Here is an 18,051-nt window from a genome sequence, read left to right as displayed (position 1 = left end):
CCAGGTCAACCGCTTGACATGGAGTCCGCTCCAGGTCCCACAGTCGTCGCCATGGACATCGCACTCGGCACGATCCCGTTCGGCACCGCCGTTGATCTGGACACCACCTTCGCCATCCTGGACCGCTTCGCCGACGCCGGCGGCACCATGATCGACACGGCCAACAACTATCCGTTCTGGGTGGAGGGCCGTTCGGGCGACGAGAGCGAGCGGGCCATCGGCGCGTGGCTGGCCGCCCGGGGCAACCGGGACGAGATCGTCGTCAGCACGAAGGTCGGCGGCCGGCCCACCGTCGCCGGTGACACCACGCTGGACTCGGCCGAGGGGCTGTCCGCCGCCGCCGTCGCCAAGGGGGTGGAGGGCAGCCTGACGAGATTGCGGACGGACTACATCGATGTGTATTGGTCGCACATCGAAGATCGTTCTGTCCCGCTTGAGGAGACTTTGGGGGCGTTCGACGAGCTGGCCCAGGCCGGGAAGGTCCGCGCCATCGGGGCCAGCAACATCGCCGCCTGGCGGCTGGAACGGGCCAGGAACGTCTCGGCGGCGCGCGGCTGGCTGCCGTACAGCCATCTGCAGCTCCGGCACACGTATCTGCGCCCGCGCCCGGACACCAGGCTCGCCGAGTCCGGGCACCGGCTGGTGACGGACGACACGCTCGACTACCTGGCCGCCGAGCCGGACCTGACGCTGTGGGCGTACAACACGCTGATGTTCGGCGCGTACACGCGGCCCGACCGGCCCAGGCCGGAGAGCTACGACCACCCGGGCACGACCCGGCGGCTGGCCGTCCTGAACGAGATCGCCGGTGAGCTGGGCGCGACCCCGAACCAGGTCGTCCTGGCCTGGCTGACGGCCGGCGGGATCGTGCCGATCGTGGGGGTCTCCACGGTCGAGCAGCTCGATGAGGCGATCGGCGCGACCGGCCTCAAGCTGGACGCGGCGCTGCGGGAGCGGATGGACGCGGCCCGCTGAGCCTCAGGGCAGGTGGTCGGCCAGGTAGCGGCGGACCAGTTGCTTGCACTCGGCGATGAGCTCGGGAGCGCCGCCCGGGTCGGTGCGGAAGGCCAGTTTCAGCACCGCGTCCGTCGCCTCGACCGCCACCAGCAGCGCCCGGTCGAGGCCCGGCCCGACGGGGGCGTCCAGCAGCTCCGTCGACAGGGCGCGCAGGCGCTCGGCCACCACGACGTTGTTCTCGTGCGTCTCGTCGAGCGAGCGCTTGCCGTCGTCGCCGGTGGCGGTGAGCACCTCGCCGAAGTCGACCACCGCGAAGCCGGGGGTGGCGCGCTTCATGTCGACGAACTCGTCGATGGCCAGGTCGACCAGATCCGTCCAGTGGCCGAGGTCGGCCTCGGGGATGCGGGTGATGATCCGCTGCAGGAACGCCTCGAGGTTGCGCCGCGCCAGCGCCCTGACCAGCCCCTGTTTGTCGTGGAAGAACTGGTAGAACGTCCCGATGGGCACCTCGGCCCGGCGCGCGACCTCCTTCGTGGTCAGGGCGTCGTAGCCGACCTCGTCGAGCAGGAGCGCGCACTCGTCGAGCATCCGCTCCACCCTCTCGACACTCCGGCGCTGGGCGGGCCGGCGGCGCAGGGTACTGGTCATGGCCCCATCCTCGCGCAATTCCCGCCGGGGCGAGTCAGGGTCTTTGACCTCGGGTTAACATGAGCCTCACTCGCATAGGAGGCGAACATGTTCTTGTGGGGCACGGCCACGGCCGCTTACCAGATCGAGGGCGCCGCCCGCGAGGACGGCCGAGGCGCCTCCGTCTGGGACACCTTCGCGCACGAGCCCGGCCGCACCAGGAACGGGCACACCGGCGACGTGGCGTGCGACCACTACCACCGCTGGCGCGAGGACGTCGCGCTGATGGCCGGGCTCGGCGTGAACGCCTACCGCTTCTCGATCTCCTGGCCCCGCGTCCGCCCCCAGGGCGCGGGCGAGGTGAACGCGCGCGGCCTCGACTTCTACGACCGCCTCGTGGACGCCCTGCTGGCGGCCGGGATCCAGCCGGTGCCGACGCTGTTCCACTGGGACCTGCCCCAGGCCCTGGAGGAGCGCGGCGGCTGGATGGACCGCGACATCTGCGAGATCTTCGCCGACTACGCCGCCGTGGTCGCCGCCCGGCTGGCCGACCGCGTACCGCTATGGATCACCCTGAACGAGCCGTTCGTCCACATGGCCTACGGCTACGCCATGGGCCTGCACGCCCCCGGCCGGGCGCTCATGACCGGCGCGCTGCCCGCCGCGCACCACCAGTTGCTCGCCCACGGCCGGGCCGTCCAGGCGCTCAGGGCGGCGGGCGCGCGGCAGGTGGCGCTCACCAACAACTGCACGCCCGTCTGGCCCGCCTCGCGGGAGGAGGCGGACCTGCGGGCCGCCGACGCGTACGACGTCCTGCACAACCGGCTGTTCAACGACCCCGTGCTGCTCGGCCGCTACCCGGACCTGTCGGCGTACACGCCCGCCCTGGACTTCGTGCGCGACGGCGACCTCGACGTCATCTCCGCCCCGCTGGACGCCCTCGGCGTCAACTACTACAACCCCACCCGCATCGCCGCCCCGGCCGGTGCGGGGCTGCCGTTCCAGGACGCGGGCATCACGGGCCACCCGACCACGGCCTTCGGCTGGCCGGTCGTCCCCGACGGCCTGCGCGAGCTGCTCACGGGCCTCAAGGCGCGCTACGGCGCCGCGCTCCCCCCGATCCTGATCACCGAGAACGGCTGCTCCCAGCAGGACGTCCCGGCCGCGGACGGCACCGTCGACGACGCGGCCCGCGTCGACTTCCTCGACCGGCACATCGCCGCCATGCGGCAGGCCATGGCCGAGGGCGTGGACGTGCGCGGCTACCTGGTCTGGTCGCTGCTGGACAACTTCGAGTGGGCCGAGGGCTACGAGCAGCGCTTCGGCCTCGTCCACGTGGACTTCGCCACCCAGCGGCGCACGCCGAAGCGCTCCTACCACTGGTTCAGGGAGTTCCTGCGCGCGCAGGAAACGGGTCAGAACACCGAGACGTGAACGTGGTCGTAGTGGTTGGCGGTCACGCCGCCGCGATCGGACATCGGGTCCCAGCCGCCGCCTGACCTGATGTCGTAGTAGCGCTGCTTCCAGATGATGTACATGACGCCGATGCGCGCGCCGTTCTTGATCAGCCAGGCGGCCAGCGCGTCGCCGTTGGCGCCGTCGGAGCCGCCGGCCATCCTGCCGCCGCCGGACATCATGAAGTCGCAGGCCCGGCCCTTGCCGTGCTCGCCGGGGTCGCCGGGGCGCAGGCAGCCGACGCCGTACTTCATGGGGAAGTTCGCCATGATCTCGGCGCGTACGGAGATCATGCGGGGGGTCAGGCCCTCGGCGCCGCCGGGCTGCTGGAAGCCGTACTTCTGGAGCAGTTTCTGGATCTCGCCCTTCTTGCTCTCCAACGCCTTGATCTCTTTGCGCATCTTCTCGATCTTCTCGCTGGCGTTGATCTTGGCGTCGTTGGACTTGTCGATCAGCTTCTGGATGCTCTCGACCCGATGGGCCCGCTCCTGGGCCATGTGGGTCAGGTTGGCGGCCTGCCCGAGCAACGTGTACGGGTCGGTGCTGGGCGTGAGCAGCCGGACGCCGTCGAGCGGCCCCACCATGTAGGAGGTCTGGGCGATCCGGCTCACCTCGGCGCGGGCGGCGTTGAGCTGGGCCTGCAGCCCGCCCGAGGTGTCGGTGGCCTTCTTGGCCTGGACGCGCAGGTCCTCCAGGCTCTGGATCTGGCCGCGGTAGAGGTCGTTCAGCCGGGCCGCCTGCTTGGTGAGCTTGCGCAGCTCGGCGGGGGTGGGAGCGGCCAGGACCGGCGACGGGGCGGGCAGTCCGAGCAGCCCGGCGAGTGCGGCGACGAGAACGGCGAGCCGCCAGATTCTCACACCCGTCCCCTCCCCACCTAGTCGGACCGAAACTATAGAAGATGATCTTGATCCGTGCCACCCGAACGGCCGAACTGCTGCACCTTTGGCGAAACTTGTACGGTTTGTCCGATCGGGCGGGGCGGCAAAAGTTGGGTCTTGTCTAGATCGCTCCAAAGGTCTGAGATGGCGATCGATTCCGTCTCTGCGAAAGGCAGACCGTGTCTCGATCACTGACCCTCGCCTCCGCCGTGCTCCTCTGTTTAGGCACCTCCCTCGTGGCCCTGCCGGCCGCCGCGTCGGTGGACCCGCTCCCCGCCGGCGACCGCATCGAGCTCTACCAGCTCGACAGCCCGCCCGGCACCGCGCAGGCGCTCAGGGAGAAGGGCTTCGACGTCGTCCGGCAGGAGACCAAGGGGGACAAGGAACACCTTGAGCTGACCGCCGCCCAGGTGGACCTGGCCGCCCTGACCAAGCTCGGCCACCGGCCCCAGCTCGTCCGCAACCCGCAGGGCCAGTCCCAGCTCCAGGCCGCCAAGGCGCAGGCGGCCTCCGGCTACACGGTCTGGAAGTCCTACTCCGAGCCCGGCGGCATCGCCGACCAGCTCAAGGCCGTCGCGAACGCCAACAAGGACATCGTCAAGCTCCAGTCCATCGGCAAGACCCTCAAGGGCCAGGACATCCTGGCCGTCAAGGTGAGCACGGGCGCGCGGCTGCTGCCGGACGGCCTCAAGCCCGCCACCCTCTACTCCGCCACCCAGCACGCCCGCGAGTGGATCGCCGCCGAGGTGGACATGCGGCTGCTGAAGCACGTCGTGGCCAACCGGAGCACGCTCAAGGACGTGCTCGACCGCACCGAGCTGTGGTTCGTGCCGGTGGCCAACCCCGACGGATACGACTTCACCTTCACCGAGGGCAACCGCCTGTGGCGCAAGAACCTGCGCGACGTGGACGGCGACGGCCAAATCACCCGCGGCGACGGCGTGGACACCAACCGGAACTTCCCCACGAACTTCCACTACGACGAGGAAGGCTCGTCGAGCATCCCCAGCTCCGAGACCTACCGCGGCACCGGTCCGGCCAGCGAGCCCGAGACCAGGGCCATGGACGGCCTGCTGCGCCGCGTCGGCTTCGAGATGCAGCTCAACTACCACTCCTACGGCCCGCTGCTGCTCTACCCCGTCGGCTGGCAGATCGCCACGACGACCGCCGACAACCCGATCTACGAGGCGCTCACCGGCGACGACGCCGACCCGGCGGTCCCGGGCTTCGACCCCGACCTCGGCGCCGAGCTGTACACCACGAACGGCGACACCAACGACCACGCCCACTCCCGCTACGGGACGTTGTCGTGGACCCCGGAGCTGAACGAGGGCTGTGACGGATGCGGGTTCGTCTTCCCCGACGACGAGGCGCTCGTGCAGGCGGAGTTCGTCAAGAACCTGCCCTTCGCGCTGGACGTGGCCAGGTCCGCGGTCAACCCGGTCGAGCCGGTCAACCACCTGGGCAACACCACGCCCGACTTCGTGCTCGACCCCTTCGGGACCAGCCACGGCAAGACCCAGGTCGTGCAGGTCAACGCCAAGCGCAAGCTCGGCCCGGTCTTCCTGAACTACCAGGTCAACGGCGGCCGGACGAAGATCGCGACGACCGGCGAGTGGAAGGGCGGCGAGCGCTACGGCAAGGGCTACGACCGCTACTACCACCGCCTGCGCGGCAAGATCACCGGTACCAAGCCCGGCGACAAGGTGAAGGTCTGGTTCAGCTCGATCGGCAAGAAGAGCGCCGACTTCACCTACACGGTCGCCACCGACATCGGCGGCCAGGTGCTGGTGCTGGCCACCGAGGACGTCACCGGCCTCAGCCCGGCGCAGGGCGGCACCGAGGCCAAGTACGCCGGCGTGTACGCCGACGCCCTGAAGGCCGCCGGCTACACCTCGGACGTCTACGACATGGACAAGGCCGGCCGCACGGCCCCGCACCCGCTCGGCGTGCTCAGCCACTACAAGGCGGTGGTCTGGGAGACCGGCGACGACATCATCCCAAGGTCGCCCGGCCAGGTGGCCGGCACCACCTCCAAGGGCGCCGTGGACACCGAACTGGCGGTGCGCGACTACCTGAACGAGGGCGGCAAGCTGCTGCACGCCGGCAAGTACCCGTCGTACGCGCAGAACGCGAACGGCTCGTACTACTACGAGCCCGACCAGCCCGAGAGCCCCGAGTGCACGGTCCCCGACGACCCGCCGTGCATCCCGGTGTTCAACGACTTCCAGCAGTACTACCTCGGCGCCTACGTCTTCTTCGACGACGCGGGCAACGACCCGGCCAGCGGGCAGCCGTACGCGCTGGCGGGCAACGGCGGCAGGTTCGACGGCTTCGGCGCCACGATCGAGCCCGGCCACACCAACTCGTTCGTGGCCACCTCGGCCATCCTGCCCGCCGACCGGTTCCCGAGGTTCGCCGCCTCGGCCCAGATCAAGTGGGTACGCCCGACCGGCCCGTTCGACCCGCACAGCGGCTCCTGGGACGTCTACAGCGGCATCTCCGACCAGGCGTGGAAGCGACTCACCAAGACCGTCGACCTGACCGGGAAGACGGGCGGCGAGCTGTCGTTCTGGACGTCGTACGACACCGAGGCCGCCTGGGACTTCCTGACGGTCGAGGCGCGGACGGCGGGCGGCGACGACTGGACCACCCTGCCGGACGTCAACGGGCACACCACGCAGGACACCGGTGACAGTTGCCAGGCCGGCAACAGCGGCGGCTGGCGCACCATCCACCCGTTCACGCAGCGCTACCAGGGCCCCGGCTGCGAGCCGACCGGCTCCTCCGGCGCGTGGCACGCCGCCTCCGGCAACTCCGCCGGCTGGCAGCAGTGGAAGATCGACCTGACCCCGTACGCGGGCAAGCAGGTCGAGATCTCCGTCTCCTCCATCAGCGACTGGGCCACCCAGGGCGCGGGCGTCTTCCTCGACGACTTCGCCGTCACCCTGGACGGCACGGTCACCGAGTCCACCTCGTTCGAGGCGGACCAGGGCGGCTGGACCGTCACGGCGGCTCCCGAGGGCAGCGCGGAGTCGGTCAACAACTGGTTCCGCACCGACCAGGTCTTCGAAGAGGGCGGCGGCATCGTCACCGAGGACACGGTCTATCTCGGCTTCGGCGTCGAGAGCGTGACGGACGCGGGGGCCCGCGCGGACCTGCTCAAGCGGTCCATGCGGCACCTGCTCAGCGGCTCTCGCTGAGGTCTCCGACGGGGTGCGGCGCGCGGGCGCCGCACCCCCACTTGCGCCTGCTGACAGAACATGATTCGGTCGCTTTGAGGCATTTCGATGCCAAGCAAGCATTCGGTCAAGCAGGAGGCTCACGACATGCGCCGGCACGACACGCTGTTCATCGGGGGCGAATGGGTGGCCCCCGCAGGCACCGGGACCATCGACGTGGTCTCGCCCCACACCGAGGAGGTCGTCGGCCGCGTGCCGGACGGCACGGCCGAGGACATGGAACGCGCGATCGCCGCCGCCAGGCAGGCGTTCGACCACGGGCCCTGGACGCGCATGACGTTCGCCGAACGGGCCGAGGTGATCGGCCGGCTCGCGGCGATCTACAACGAGCGGCAGGGCGAGATGGCCCAGCTCATCACCGAGGAGATGGGCTCACCGATCACCTTCTCCAACCTCGCCCAGGCGCCCCAGCCGCTCAGCATGCTCCAGTACTACGCCGAACTCGGCAAGACGTTCGAGCAGGAGGAGCAGCGGCCCGGCCTGTTCGGCCCGATCACCGTGCGCAGGGAGCCGGTGGGCGTGGTGGCGGCCGTGGTGCCGTGGAACGTGCCGCAGTTCGTGACCATGACCAAGGTCGCGCCCGCGCTGCTGACCGGCTGCACGATCGTGCTCAAGCCCGCGCCGGAGACGCCGCTCGACGCGTACCTGCTGGCCGAGTGGGCGGCCGAGGCCGGGCTGCCGGCCGGCGTGCTCAACGTCGTCGTCGCCGGCCGCGAGGTGGGCGAGCACCTCATCTCGCACCCCGGCGTGGACAAGGTGGCCTTCACCGGCTCCACGGCGGCCGGCCGGCGCATCGCCTCCATCTGCGGCGAGCAGCTCAAGCGGGTCAGCCTCGAACTGGGCGGCAAGTCGGCCGCGATCATCCTCGACGACGCCGACCTGGCCGCCGGCATGGGCTTCCTGTCCATGGCCACGCTCATGAACAACGGTCAGGCGTGCGTCGCCCAGACCCGCATCCTGGCCTCCCGCCGCCGCTACGACGAGGTCGTGGACGCGATCGCGGGCATGGTCAAGTCCCAGCCGGTCGGCGACCCCGCCGACCCGGCGACCGGCGTCGGCCCGCTGGTGGCCAAGCGGCAGCAGGACCGCGTGGAGGGCTACATCAAGATCGGCATGGACGAAGGCGCCAAGATCGTGGTCGGCGGCCTGAACCGCCCCCACGACAGGGGCTGGTACGTCACGCCCACCGTCTTCTCCGACGTCAGCAACGACATGCGCATCGCCCGCGAGGAGATCTTCGGCCCCGTCCTGGCCGTGATCCCGTACGACGACGAGGCCGACGCCGTCCGCATCGCCAACGACAGCGACTACGGCCTGGCCGGCACGGTCTGGACGGCCGACACCGACCGCGGCATGGAGGTGGCCCGCCAGGTCCGCACGGGCACGTACGGCGTCAACTGCTTCATGCTGGAGACCAACGCCCCCTTCGGCGGCTACAAGGCCAGCGGCATCGGCCGCGAACTGGGCCCCGAGGGCCTGAACGGCTACCTGGAGTACAAGACGATCGCCCGCCTCGGCTGACGTACGGGCCGGAGCGGGGCGGATGAGGGAAGGGCCCCGCCACCAGAAGGCGGGGCCCTCACAGATGGCCACCCAGCGCGCCCCCGCGACGCTGGGCTACCGCCTGACTACAGCAGTATGTCCCACGGCCACCGCATCGACGGTTTCCTTCCCCAGGGACTTTTCTCCCGGCGGATTCTTTCCATCCGCCCTAGGTAGACGTGTTTTACTCAGGAAAAGTTCGAAGAGATCCATTTACCGATCCGGCGGACCAGTTCGGGCCGCGCCGCCGCCTCCGCGTGCCCGTAACCGGGCTCCACCCAGAGCTCCTTCGGCTCCCTGGCCCCGGCGTAGAGCTGCCGCGCGTGATCCAGCGGGAAGAACGCGTCCGCGTCCCCGTGCACGATCAGCAGCGGCGTGGGCGAGACGAGCCCCGCGGCCTCGTACGGCGGCATGGGGATCGGGTCCCACCGGCCCCGCGCGATCCGGGTCCGCTTCGCCACCCGCGCCGCCCACCGGCCGACCGGCTGCTCGATCGCCCAGTGCACCTGCCGCATCGGCTTGGTCCCCCGGTAGTACCAGCGCGCCGGACCGCTCACCGACACCACCGCGTCCACCCCGCCGCGCAGCGCCGCGTGCCTGACGGCCACCGCCGCCCCCATGGAGAAGCCCACGACCGCGACCCTGGAGTAGCCGATCACGCGGGCGTGCCCGACCGCGGCCGCCAGGTCGAGGATCTCCAGGTCGCCCACCGTGGTCACGCCGCCCGAGCGGCCGTGCCCGCGGAAGTCGAACGCGAGCACCCCGCCGAACCCGCTCAGCACGTGCACGATGCGCCGCGCGGCGCGTTCCCGCCAGGAGCCCGTGAACCCGTGCGCCACGACGATGCCCAGGTCGGCACGGGTGGACGGGGTGTGCGCGGCGTCGATGCGGACGCCGTCCTCGGTTCTGAGCATGACGGGGAAATGGGGCGCGAAAGGCATGGACACGAGGTTATGTGCGCTGCGTGTCGATCCCGTGCTCGGCCGCCCACACGGCGATCTGCGAGCGGGCCTCGAAGCCCAGTTTTTCCATGATGTTGGCGATGTGCCGGGCCACGGTCGCCGAGCTGATCACCAGCTCCAGGGCGATCGCCCGGTTGCTCATGCCCCGCGTCAGCATCGCGGCGATCTCGCGCTCCCGCGGCGTCAGGCCGCCGTAGGGCGGCGCGGGCCCCACGGCCGCGGGCAGCGGCCCCTGCCCGGCCTCGCTGCCCAGCACCCGCCTGGCCACCTCCTCGGGCGGCCACTCCATGCCCCTGGCCCACAGCAGCGCCACCCGGCCCTCGCCGAGCCGCTCGCGGGCCAGCCCCAGCATGTCCTGCACCCGCCCCGGCGTGCCGAACTGCCCGATCGACTCCCGCAACGCGGTGGCCGCCGCCCCGGCCAGCACCGCGCCCTCCAGGTCGTCCTGCGTGCCGGCCAGCGCCGACAGCGCCATGAGCGCCCGCACGATCCCCCTGCGCTGCCCCGCATTCCTGCTCAGCTCCAGGCCGGTGGCCACGTGCCCCCTGGCGGCGGCGTGGTCGCCCAGGCCCGCGGCCACCCGGCCGAGCTGGGCGTGGCAGCGGGCCAGCTCGACCCGGTTGTCCATGCCCTCCAGCAGCGGCAGCGCCGAGGCGTGGTGCGACAGGGCGGCCTCCATGTCGCCCGCCGCCTCGGCCACCGTGCCCAGATGGGTCAGCGCCCTGGCCTGGGTCCAGGGGTGGCCGGCCTGCCTGGCCAGCGCGAGCGCCTCCTCGCCGAACCGCTGCGCCCGCCGCAGCCGCCCCTGGAAGAGCGCCAGGTTGAGCTGGGCGATACGGGCCGTGGCCAGGTTGAACGGGTCGTCGTGGGCGCTCGCCGCCGCCTCCAGCTCCTCCAGGTAACCCAGCGCCCGCTTGCTCTGCCCCGTACGGAAGAACACGGTCAGCGCCACACCGTAGGTGATCCCCAGCCAGTGCGTGTACGGATGCCGCCGCTGCCCCTCCACGCTGCGCACGATGAGCTCCTCGGCGCGCTCCAGCTCGTCACCCAGCTCCAGCCCGTACGCCAGCGCGCCCGCCGCCACCGCGACGACGTCGTCCGGCACCCCGTCCAGGTCGAGCGCCAGCAGCCGCTCGTGCCAGCCGACGCTCTCCCCCAGGTCGCCGCGCACGGCCAGGACGGCCAGCGCCGCGCGGGCCAGCCGCAGCCCGAGGCCCGGGACGCGCGAACGCACCGCCCAGTCGATCGCGATCCGGCAGTCGCCGAGCAGCGTGCGCCCCCTGACGAAGTACGCGAACCGCTCCGGCCACGGCATCCGCCGGTCGAGCGAGCCCCCTTCGTAGCAGCGTTCCATCTCCTCGCAGATCACCCGCAGATGCCTGCCGCGCAGCCGCGCCAGCTCCCCCGCCTCCTCCAGGCGGTCGGCGGCGTAGCGGCGGATGGTGTCGAGCAGGCGGTAGCGGCCCGAAGCGCCCTGGTGCAGCACCAGCGACTTGTCGACCAGGCCGCCGAGCAGGTCGAGCAACTCGGCCGCGCGCAACAGGCCGTCGTCGGCGCACACCCGCTCGGCCAGCCCCAGATCGAACAGCCCGGCGAACACCGACAGCCGCCGCAGCAGCACCCGCTCCTTGGACGTGAGCAGGTCGTGGCTCCACTCCACCGTGGCCAGCAGCGTGCGCTGGCGCGCGGGCGCCGTCCGGTCGCCGACGGTGAGCAGGTTGAACCGGTCGCCGATGCGGTCGGCGATGCGGCCGGGACTCAGCAGGCCGGTACGCGCCGCCGCCAGCTCCAGCGCCAGCGGCAGCCCGTCGAGCTCCCGGCACAGGCGTACGACGTCGTCCATGCTCTCGGTCACCCCGCGCGCCCCGGCCGCGAGCGCCCGCTCCACGAACAGCAGCACGGAGTCGGCGTCGGGGTGGTGGTCGTCGGGCAGCTCCAGCGGCGGCACCCGCCAGATCAGCTCGCCCTGGATGTGCAGCGGCTCCCGGCTGGTGAGCAGGAAACACACGTGCGGGCAGGTGGCGCTGAGCTCGGCGACCAGCGCGGCGCAGCGCTCGATCAGGTGCTCGCAGTTGTCCAGCACGATCAGCGTGCGCGTGTCGCGCAGACGCACCCGCAGGCCGTCGAGCAGCCCTCCCGGGATCTCGTCGCGGACGCCGAGCACCTCCGCCAGCTCGCTGACCACCAGCGCGGGATCGGCGATGCGGGCCAGCTCCACCAGCCACACGCCGTCGGCGAACGAGGACAACGCCCGCGCCGCGACCCGCAGCGACAGCCGGGTCTTGCCGATGCCGCCCACGCCGCTCAGCGTGATCACGCGTTCGTCGCGGACCAGCGCGCTCAGCTCCGACACGTCGCGCGCGCGGCCGATGAAGCGGTTGGGCTCTACGGGCAGATTGTGCGGGACTTGCACGGTCATGTCGGGCCCAACCTGGTCGCGGAGGCTCGTTTTCGCGCTAAGTCTCCCCCGGGACGGAGGGCGATGCGATCACTTTGCGTGCATAGTCAGCAACCGGTCGGATACGAATGTGAGGCGCTGAGGTCTGCGAGGCCCACGATGATCCGCACCCGTGACTCGTCGGCCGCGTCGAGGGCCCGGCGGATGGTCGAGATCATCACCCGGGCGTCGCTCTCCTGGATCCGGTCCCGCAACGTGGCCGTGTCGAGATCGGGTGGCAGGAACCAGACGACGCCGCCCGCGGCGATCACCGCGTTCGTCGACACCAGCAGGTCGGTCCCCACGGGCAGGCAGATGAGCACGGTGTCTCCGACGCGCACTCCCCTGCGCCGCAACTGGACGGTCGCCACGGCGGACCGCTCGTCCAGTTGCTCCTCGGTGAGCTTCAGGCCCGTGCCCGAGTCCACCATCACGATGCGCTCATCCATGTCGCCCACCGTAGGGAGGGCATCTCGTGCACACATGGGGCGGAATATGCAGATCCCTATGCAGAAGCGCGAAGGCTACCGGCCGTCCCCCGGATGCTCGGCGGCCCAGACCGCGATCTGCGCCCGTGAGGTGTAGCCGAGCTTCTCCATGATGTTGGCGATGTGCCGCGCGACCGTCGCGGGGCTGATCACCAGTTCCTCGGCGATGGCCCGGTTGGACAACCCCCGGGTGAGCAGCCCGGCGATCTCCTTCTCGCGCGCGGTCAGCAGCGAGCGCTTGACCGGTTCGGCCGTCACCGGCGCCTTCGCCGTGAGCCGCGCGCCCTCCAGGACGTGCCGGGCGGCGTCGTCGGGGCTCATCGCCCGGCCCCGCGACCACAGCGAGGTCGTCCGGCCCTCGCCCAGTTTCGTACGGGCCCGTACGAGCAGTTCCTCGATCCTGGTGGTGGCCGAATGTTGCCCGATCGACTCGCGCAACCCGGCCGCCGCCGCCGCGCTCAGCACCGCGCCCTCCAGGTCGCCCTCGGCCTCGGCCAGCACCGACAGCCCCACCAGGCAGCGGGCCACGCCCTGGCGCTGCCCGGTGGCCCGCCCGAGCGAAAGGCTCGCGGCCAGCCGCTCCCGCGCGGTGCCGAACTCGTGCAGCATCGCCGCCACCCGGCCGATCCTGGCCAGGCAGCGCGCCAGGTCGAGATCGCTGCCCAGCTCGCGCAGCCAGGGCACGGCCATCTCGTACTGGGCCTTGGCGGTCGTCAGGTCGCCGCGGGCCTCGGCCACCGCGCCGAGTTGGGCGGCCGTCCTGGCCATCAGCCAGCGGTGGCCGTGCTCGCGGGCCCGCGCGAGCGCCTCCTCGCCGTGCCGCTGCGCCTCGCGCAACCGGCCGCGGGTCAGCGCCACCGCCGACAGGCCGAGCAGCCCCGCCGCCTGGTTCCAGGTGTCGCCGGACCCGACGGCCAGCGCCAGGCCCTCCTCGGCGTGGTGCAGCGCGTCGTCGAAGCGGCCCATCCGCAGCAGCACGATGACCACGAGGCTGTGCATGACGCAGCGCGGGAACACGTTGCCCGGCGCCATCCCGGCCAGGCTCTCCTCGGCCACCTCCAGCGACCGGCTCAGCTCGTCGCGCGCCTCCAGCCCGTAGGCGAGGTACGCCTTGGCGTGCGCGATCTGGTCGTCGCCCGCCTCTCCCGGGTCGAGCGACAACAGCCGCTCCACCCAGCCGACGATCTCCGTCAGGTTGCCCCCCAGCGGCAGCAGCCCCGTGCTGGTGCGGCACAACCGCAGCCCCTGGATCACGTCGCCGGACTCGACCGCCCAGTCGAGCGCCACCCGCTGGTCGTCAACGAGGCTCCGGCTCGCGGTCAGCGCCTCCAGCCGTCGCGGCCACGGCACGTCCGGCAGCATCATCTCGGCCCTGAAGTGCCGCTCCTGCAGATCGCACAGCACGTCGAGGTGCCGCTCGCGCAGCACCTCGCGCTCGCCGGCCTGTTCGAGGCGCTCGACGGCGTAGCGCTTGATGGTCTCCAGCAGCCAGTAGCGCCTGCGGCTCTCGTCGCACAGCACGAGGGACTTGTCCACCAGGCCGCCGAGCAGATCGACGATCTCGCTCGGCGGGATGGGCCGCTCGGCGCAGATCTGCTCGGCCAGTTCGAGATCGAAATCACCGGCGAACACCGACAGCCGCCGCAACAACACCTGTTCCTTGGCCGACAGCAGGTCGTAACTCCACTCGACCGCCGCCAGCAGCGTGCGCTGACGCGGCGGCGCGGTACGTCCGCCGGTGGTGAGCAGCGAGAACCGGTCGTCGATGCGGTCGGCGATCTGCCCGGGGCTGAGCAGGCTGGTACGGGCCGCGGCCAGCTCCAGGGCCAGCGGCAGCCCGTCGAGCGCCCGGCACAGGCGCACCACGTCGGGCAGGCTCTCGGGCCCGAGCCGGGTGCCCGCGGCCGTCGCGCGGTCCATGAAGAGCTGCACGGACTCGGCGTCGGGGGTGGCCGGGTCGGGCAGGTCGAGCGGCGGCACCCGCCAGATCAGCTCGCTGGCGATGCGCAGCGGCTCCCTGCTGGTGGCCAGGATGCGCAGCGACGGGCAGGCCGCGACCAGCGCCGCGGCGACCTCGGCGCACTTGTCCACCAGGTGTTCGCAGTTGTCGAGCACCAGCAGGCAGTGCTGGTCGCGCAGCCGGGCGATCATGGTGTCGAGCAGCGGCCTGGTGCTCTCCTCGCGTACGCCCAGCACCCGGGCGACCTCCTGCTCGACCAGTTCGGCACGGGTGCACCTGGCCAGTTCCACCACCCAGACGCCGTCGGGGAAGGCCGGCAGCAGCCCGGCCGCCACCTGGAGGGCCAGCCGGGTCTTGCCGATTCCGCCGACCCCGCAGAGCGTCACCACACGCGTCTCGTCGAACAGGTCGTGCAGGTCATCCAGATCGCGCTCGCGGCCCACGAACCGGTTGGGCTCGGCCGGAAGGTTGTGCCGGGGGGAAGTTGGCATGTGCTCACCCTGCGTCGCGGAAGGATCACACTCTCCCACAGTGTCGCACTTTTCACAGGCCAAGCGAGCTCACGACCGCCCTTTCGTCGACGACACGCAGGGTGGGATCGCCGAGCAGCCTTCTGGCCAGGTCGTACGGCGCCACGACCAGGGTGGCCCGCCGCTCCTGGGCCAGCACCCGGCAGCCGATGAGGCTCGGTTCGTGGGCGACCACGACGTGGGCGCCGGCCGTCATCGCTAAATCGATCACCCGCAGCCCCCGGAACGGCTCGCTCACCGCGCTGATCACGACGTCGTCCTTGCCGACCACGAGGCGGGTGGCCAGCCTGCGCAGGTCGGTCGCCAGGTCGGTGTTGTCGAAGACCCGCAGGCCGTCGAGGGTGAGCGCGGGCCCGGCCAGCGGCCCGAACTCGACCGTGCCCGAGCCGAGCAGGTCGGTGAACGGCCTGGCCCCCGGCGTGGGGCGGAAGGAGAAGACCTGGTCGGCCTTCACGGCGACGGGGTCGTAGTGCTCCTGGGTGATCATCATGCGGGCGGAGCCGGTGGACGCGAGCACCGCCACCCCACCCGCCCAGGCGACGGCGTGCACGGCCACGGGCAGGGTGGCGCCGAGCGGGACGTTGACGATCACCTGGTCGCCGTAGCGCAGGCCCTGGGCGCGCAGTCCCGCGGCGGCGCGGGTGACCCGTCTGGAGAAGGCCGTGTAGGACAGCACCTCGTCGGTCCGGACGTCACTCACCGCCGGCTGTTCGCCCTGCATCGGTGCCGCCGCCATCACGAGCTCTGTCCAGGTCATGCCGTCAATCTAGGTACCCCGACCAAGATTGCCATGCGCACAATTGTGCAACCCCCTATGTAGGTGAACCCATGATCCATCTGGTAGGACCGCATTCCGGACGCGGCCCGTCCGCAGGTGCTCGAACAAGCCCCCGCGAAAGCCGACAATGAACGACGTCGCCGGCCGGGACGCCCGTCGGCGTCGCTCTGTCGTTCGCGTCTCCCCTCCGGCGCGACTCCCCACCGTAACGGCGCGGACGCCCGCCTGTACGCACACCGCCACCTCGTCCCGCTCCTGCCATCAGAGGGGATCAACTAGACTTAGAGGGTCGCGACTTCGCGCGGCCGCCCCCACGACACAGAGCGAGACGTCATCATGCCTTTGAACAGCCGCGACGACCTGCGGAACATCGCGATCATCGCGCACGTCGACCATGGCAAGACCACGCTGGTCGACGCCATGCTCTGGCAGTCCGGGGCATTCCGCGCCAACCAGGACGTCGACGACCGGGTCATGGACTCCAACGATCTGGAGCGCGAGAAGGGCATCACCATTCTCGCGAAGAACACCGCCGTCCAGCACGGCGGCATGACCATCAACATCATCGACACGCCCGGCCACGCCGACTTCGGCGGCGAGGTCGAGCGCGGCCTGTCGATGGTCGACGGGGTCGTGCTGCTGGTCGACGCCTCCGAGGGTCCGCTGCCGCAGACCCGGTTCGTGCTGCGCAAGGCGCTGGCCGCCAAGATGCCGGTCATCCTGTGCATCAACAAGGTCGACCGCCCCGACGCCCGCATCAAGGAGGTCGTCGACGAGGTCTACGAGCTGTTCATGGACCTCGACGCCACGGAGGAGCAGATCGACTTCCCGATCGTCTACGCCTCCGCGAAGGCGGGCCGGGCCGGGATGGAGCGCCCCGCCGACGGCGGGATGCCCGTCTCCGAGGACCTCGAACCGCTGTTCGACATCATCAAGTCGACGATCCCGGCGCCCACCTACGACCCCAACGCGCCGCTGCAGGCCCACGTCACCAACCTCGACGCCTCCTCCTACCTGGGCCGCATCGCGCTGTGCCGGGTCCACCAGGGCGTCATCCGCAAGGGCCAGCAGGTGGCCTGGTGCCGTACCGACGGCTCGGTCCAGCGCGTGAAGATCACCGAGCTGCTGATGACCGAGGCGCTGGAGCGCAAGCCCGCCGAGGAGGCCGGGCCCGGCGACATCATCGCCATCGCCGGCATCCCCGACATCATGATCGGCGAGACGCTCGCCGACCCCGAGGACCCGCGCCCGCTGCCGCTCATCACGGTCGACGAGCCGGCCATCTCGATGACCATCGGCACCAACACCTCGCCCCTGGTCGGCAAGGCCAAGGGCTCGAAGGTCACCGCCCGCATGGTCAAGGACCGCCTGGAGAAGGAGCTGGTCGGCAACGTCTCGCTGCGCGTGCTGCCGACCGAACGGCCCGACTCGTGGGAGGTCCAGGGCCGTGGCGAGCTGGCGCTGGCGATCCTGGTGGAGCAGATGCGCCGCGAGGGCTACGAGCTGACGGTCGGCAAGCCGCAGGTGGTCACCAAGCTGATCGACGGCAAGGTGCACGAGCCGGTCGAGCGGCTGACCGTCGACTGCCCCGAGGAGTACCTCGGCGCGGTCACCCAGCTCCTGGCCGTGCGCAAGGGCCGTATGGAGCACATGACCAACCACGGCACCGGCTGGATCCGCATGGAGTTCGTGGTGCCGGCGCGCGGCCTGATCGGCTTCCGCACCGAGTTCCTCACCGAGACCCGCGGCACCGGCCTGGTGCACCACGTCTTCGACTCCTACGAGCCGTGGTTCGGCGAGCTGCGCACCCGCAACAACGGCTCGCTGGTGGCCGACCGGTCGGGCCCCGTGACCGCGTTCGCGATGCTCAACCTGCAGGAGCGCGGCGTGCTGTTCATCTCGCCGGGCACCGAGGTCTACGAGGGCATGATCATCGGCGAGAACTCCCGTTCCGATGACATGGACGTGAACATCACCAAGGAGAAGAAGCTCACCAACATGCGCTCCTCCACGAGCGAGGAGACGGAGAAGGTGATCCCGCCGCGCGTCCTGTCGCTGGAGCAGGCCCTCGAGTTCATCCGCGAGGACGAGAGCGTGGAGATCACCCCGCAGGCCGTGCGCATCCGCAAGGTGGTGCTCGACGCCGCCATCCGGGGCCGCGCCGCCGCCCGCGCCAAGCGGGCCTGACCGAGCTC

12 protein-coding genes are annotated in these 18,051 nt (G+C 71.0%); 5 read left to right on the top strand and 7 right to left on the bottom strand.

Features of this window, described 5'->3' with window-relative positions:
- The first annotated feature begins 51 nt into the window (after window positions 1-51).
- Complete coding sequence (locus FAF44_RS12260; protein ID WP_237103215.1) at window positions 52-975, top strand: aldo/keto reductase; 924 nt, start codon at window positions 52-54, stop codon at window positions 973-975.
- Window positions 976-978: 3 nt separating this feature from the next.
- On the opposite strand, the gene FAF44_RS12255 is transcribed toward FAF44_RS12260, so the two are convergent.
- Window positions 979-1,605: a TetR/AcrR family transcriptional regulator gene (locus tag FAF44_RS12255; protein WP_237103214.1), complete on the bottom strand. Its 627-nt coding sequence runs from the start codon at window positions 1,603-1,605 to the stop codon at window positions 979-981.
- 87 nt (window positions 1,606-1,692) lie between these two features.
- Here FAF44_RS12255 and FAF44_RS12250 point away from each other — a divergent pair, with 87 nt between their 5' ends.
- Entirely contained in the window at window positions 1,693-3,018 is a 1,326-nt protein-coding gene (locus tag FAF44_RS12250) for a GH1 family beta-glucosidase (RefSeq protein WP_237103213.1), read from the top strand.
- On the opposite strand, the gene FAF44_RS12245 is transcribed toward FAF44_RS12250, so the two are convergent.
- Window positions 3,000-3,896: a hypothetical protein gene (locus FAF44_RS12245; RefSeq protein ID WP_237103212.1), complete on the bottom strand. Its 897-nt coding sequence runs from the start codon at window positions 3,894-3,896 to the stop codon at window positions 3,000-3,002. The two genes, FAF44_RS12250 and FAF44_RS12245, sit on opposite strands and share 19 nt — an antisense overlap.
- A gap of 230 nt (window positions 3,897-4,126) precedes the next feature.
- Here FAF44_RS12245 and FAF44_RS12240 point away from each other — a divergent pair, with 230 nt between their 5' ends.
- Both FAF44_RS12240 and FAF44_RS12235 read left to right on the top strand, forming a co-directional pair.
- Window positions 4,127-7,120: a M14 family metallopeptidase gene (locus FAF44_RS12240; protein WP_237103211.1), complete on the top strand. Its 2,994-nt coding sequence runs from the start codon at window positions 4,127-4,129 to the stop codon at window positions 7,118-7,120.
- A gap of 126 nt (window positions 7,121-7,246) precedes the next feature.
- Window positions 7,247-8,680 (top strand): aldehyde dehydrogenase, encoded by a 1,434-nt coding sequence (locus FAF44_RS12235; protein WP_237103234.1) that lies wholly within the window; start codon window positions 7,247-7,249, stop codon window positions 8,678-8,680.
- 209 nt (window positions 8,681-8,889) lie between these two features.
- On the opposite strand, the gene FAF44_RS12230 is transcribed toward FAF44_RS12235, so the two are convergent.
- From FAF44_RS12230 to FAF44_RS12210, 5 genes are all read right to left on the bottom strand, one after another.
- Complete coding sequence (locus FAF44_RS12230; protein WP_237103210.1) at window positions 8,890-9,642, bottom strand: alpha/beta hydrolase; 753 nt, start codon at window positions 9,640-9,642, stop codon at window positions 8,890-8,892.
- Between the two features lie 10 nt (window positions 9,643-9,652).
- The gene (locus tag FAF44_RS12225) at window positions 9,653-12,082 is read right to left on the bottom strand and encodes a LuxR C-terminal-related transcriptional regulator (RefSeq protein ID WP_237103209.1); all 2,430 of its coding nucleotides are present in this window, start codon (window positions 12,080-12,082) and stop codon (window positions 9,653-9,655) included.
- Window positions 12,083-12,168: 86 nt separating this feature from the next.
- Window positions 12,169-12,549: an AMP-binding protein gene (locus FAF44_RS12220; RefSeq protein WP_237103208.1), complete on the bottom strand. Its 381-nt coding sequence runs from the start codon at window positions 12,547-12,549 to the stop codon at window positions 12,169-12,171.
- 75 nt (window positions 12,550-12,624) lie between these two features.
- Complete coding sequence (locus FAF44_RS12215) at window positions 12,625-15,039, bottom strand: LuxR C-terminal-related transcriptional regulator (protein WP_237103207.1); 2,415 nt, start codon at window positions 15,037-15,039, stop codon at window positions 12,625-12,627.
- 52 nt (window positions 15,040-15,091) lie between these two features.
- Complete coding sequence (locus FAF44_RS12210; protein WP_237103206.1) at window positions 15,092-15,835, bottom strand: AMP-binding protein; 744 nt, start codon at window positions 15,833-15,835, stop codon at window positions 15,092-15,094.
- Between the two features lie 357 nt (window positions 15,836-16,192).
- On the opposite strand from FAF44_RS12210, the gene typA reads away from it, so the two are divergent.
- Entirely contained in the window at window positions 16,193-18,043 is a 1,851-nt protein-coding gene (gene typA / locus FAF44_RS12205; RefSeq protein WP_237103205.1) for a translational GTPase TypA, read from the top strand.
- The last annotated feature ends 8 nt before the right edge of the window (window positions 18,044-18,051 follow it).

The sequence above is a fragment of the Nonomuraea sp. MG754425 genome, from assembly GCF_021699195.1.
Taxonomy (GTDB): domain Bacteria; phylum Actinomycetota; class Actinomycetes; order Streptosporangiales; family Streptosporangiaceae; genus Nonomuraea.
The sequence above is the reverse complement of the archived record's forward strand: the minus strand, read 5'-3'. Positions and strand labels throughout refer to the sequence as shown.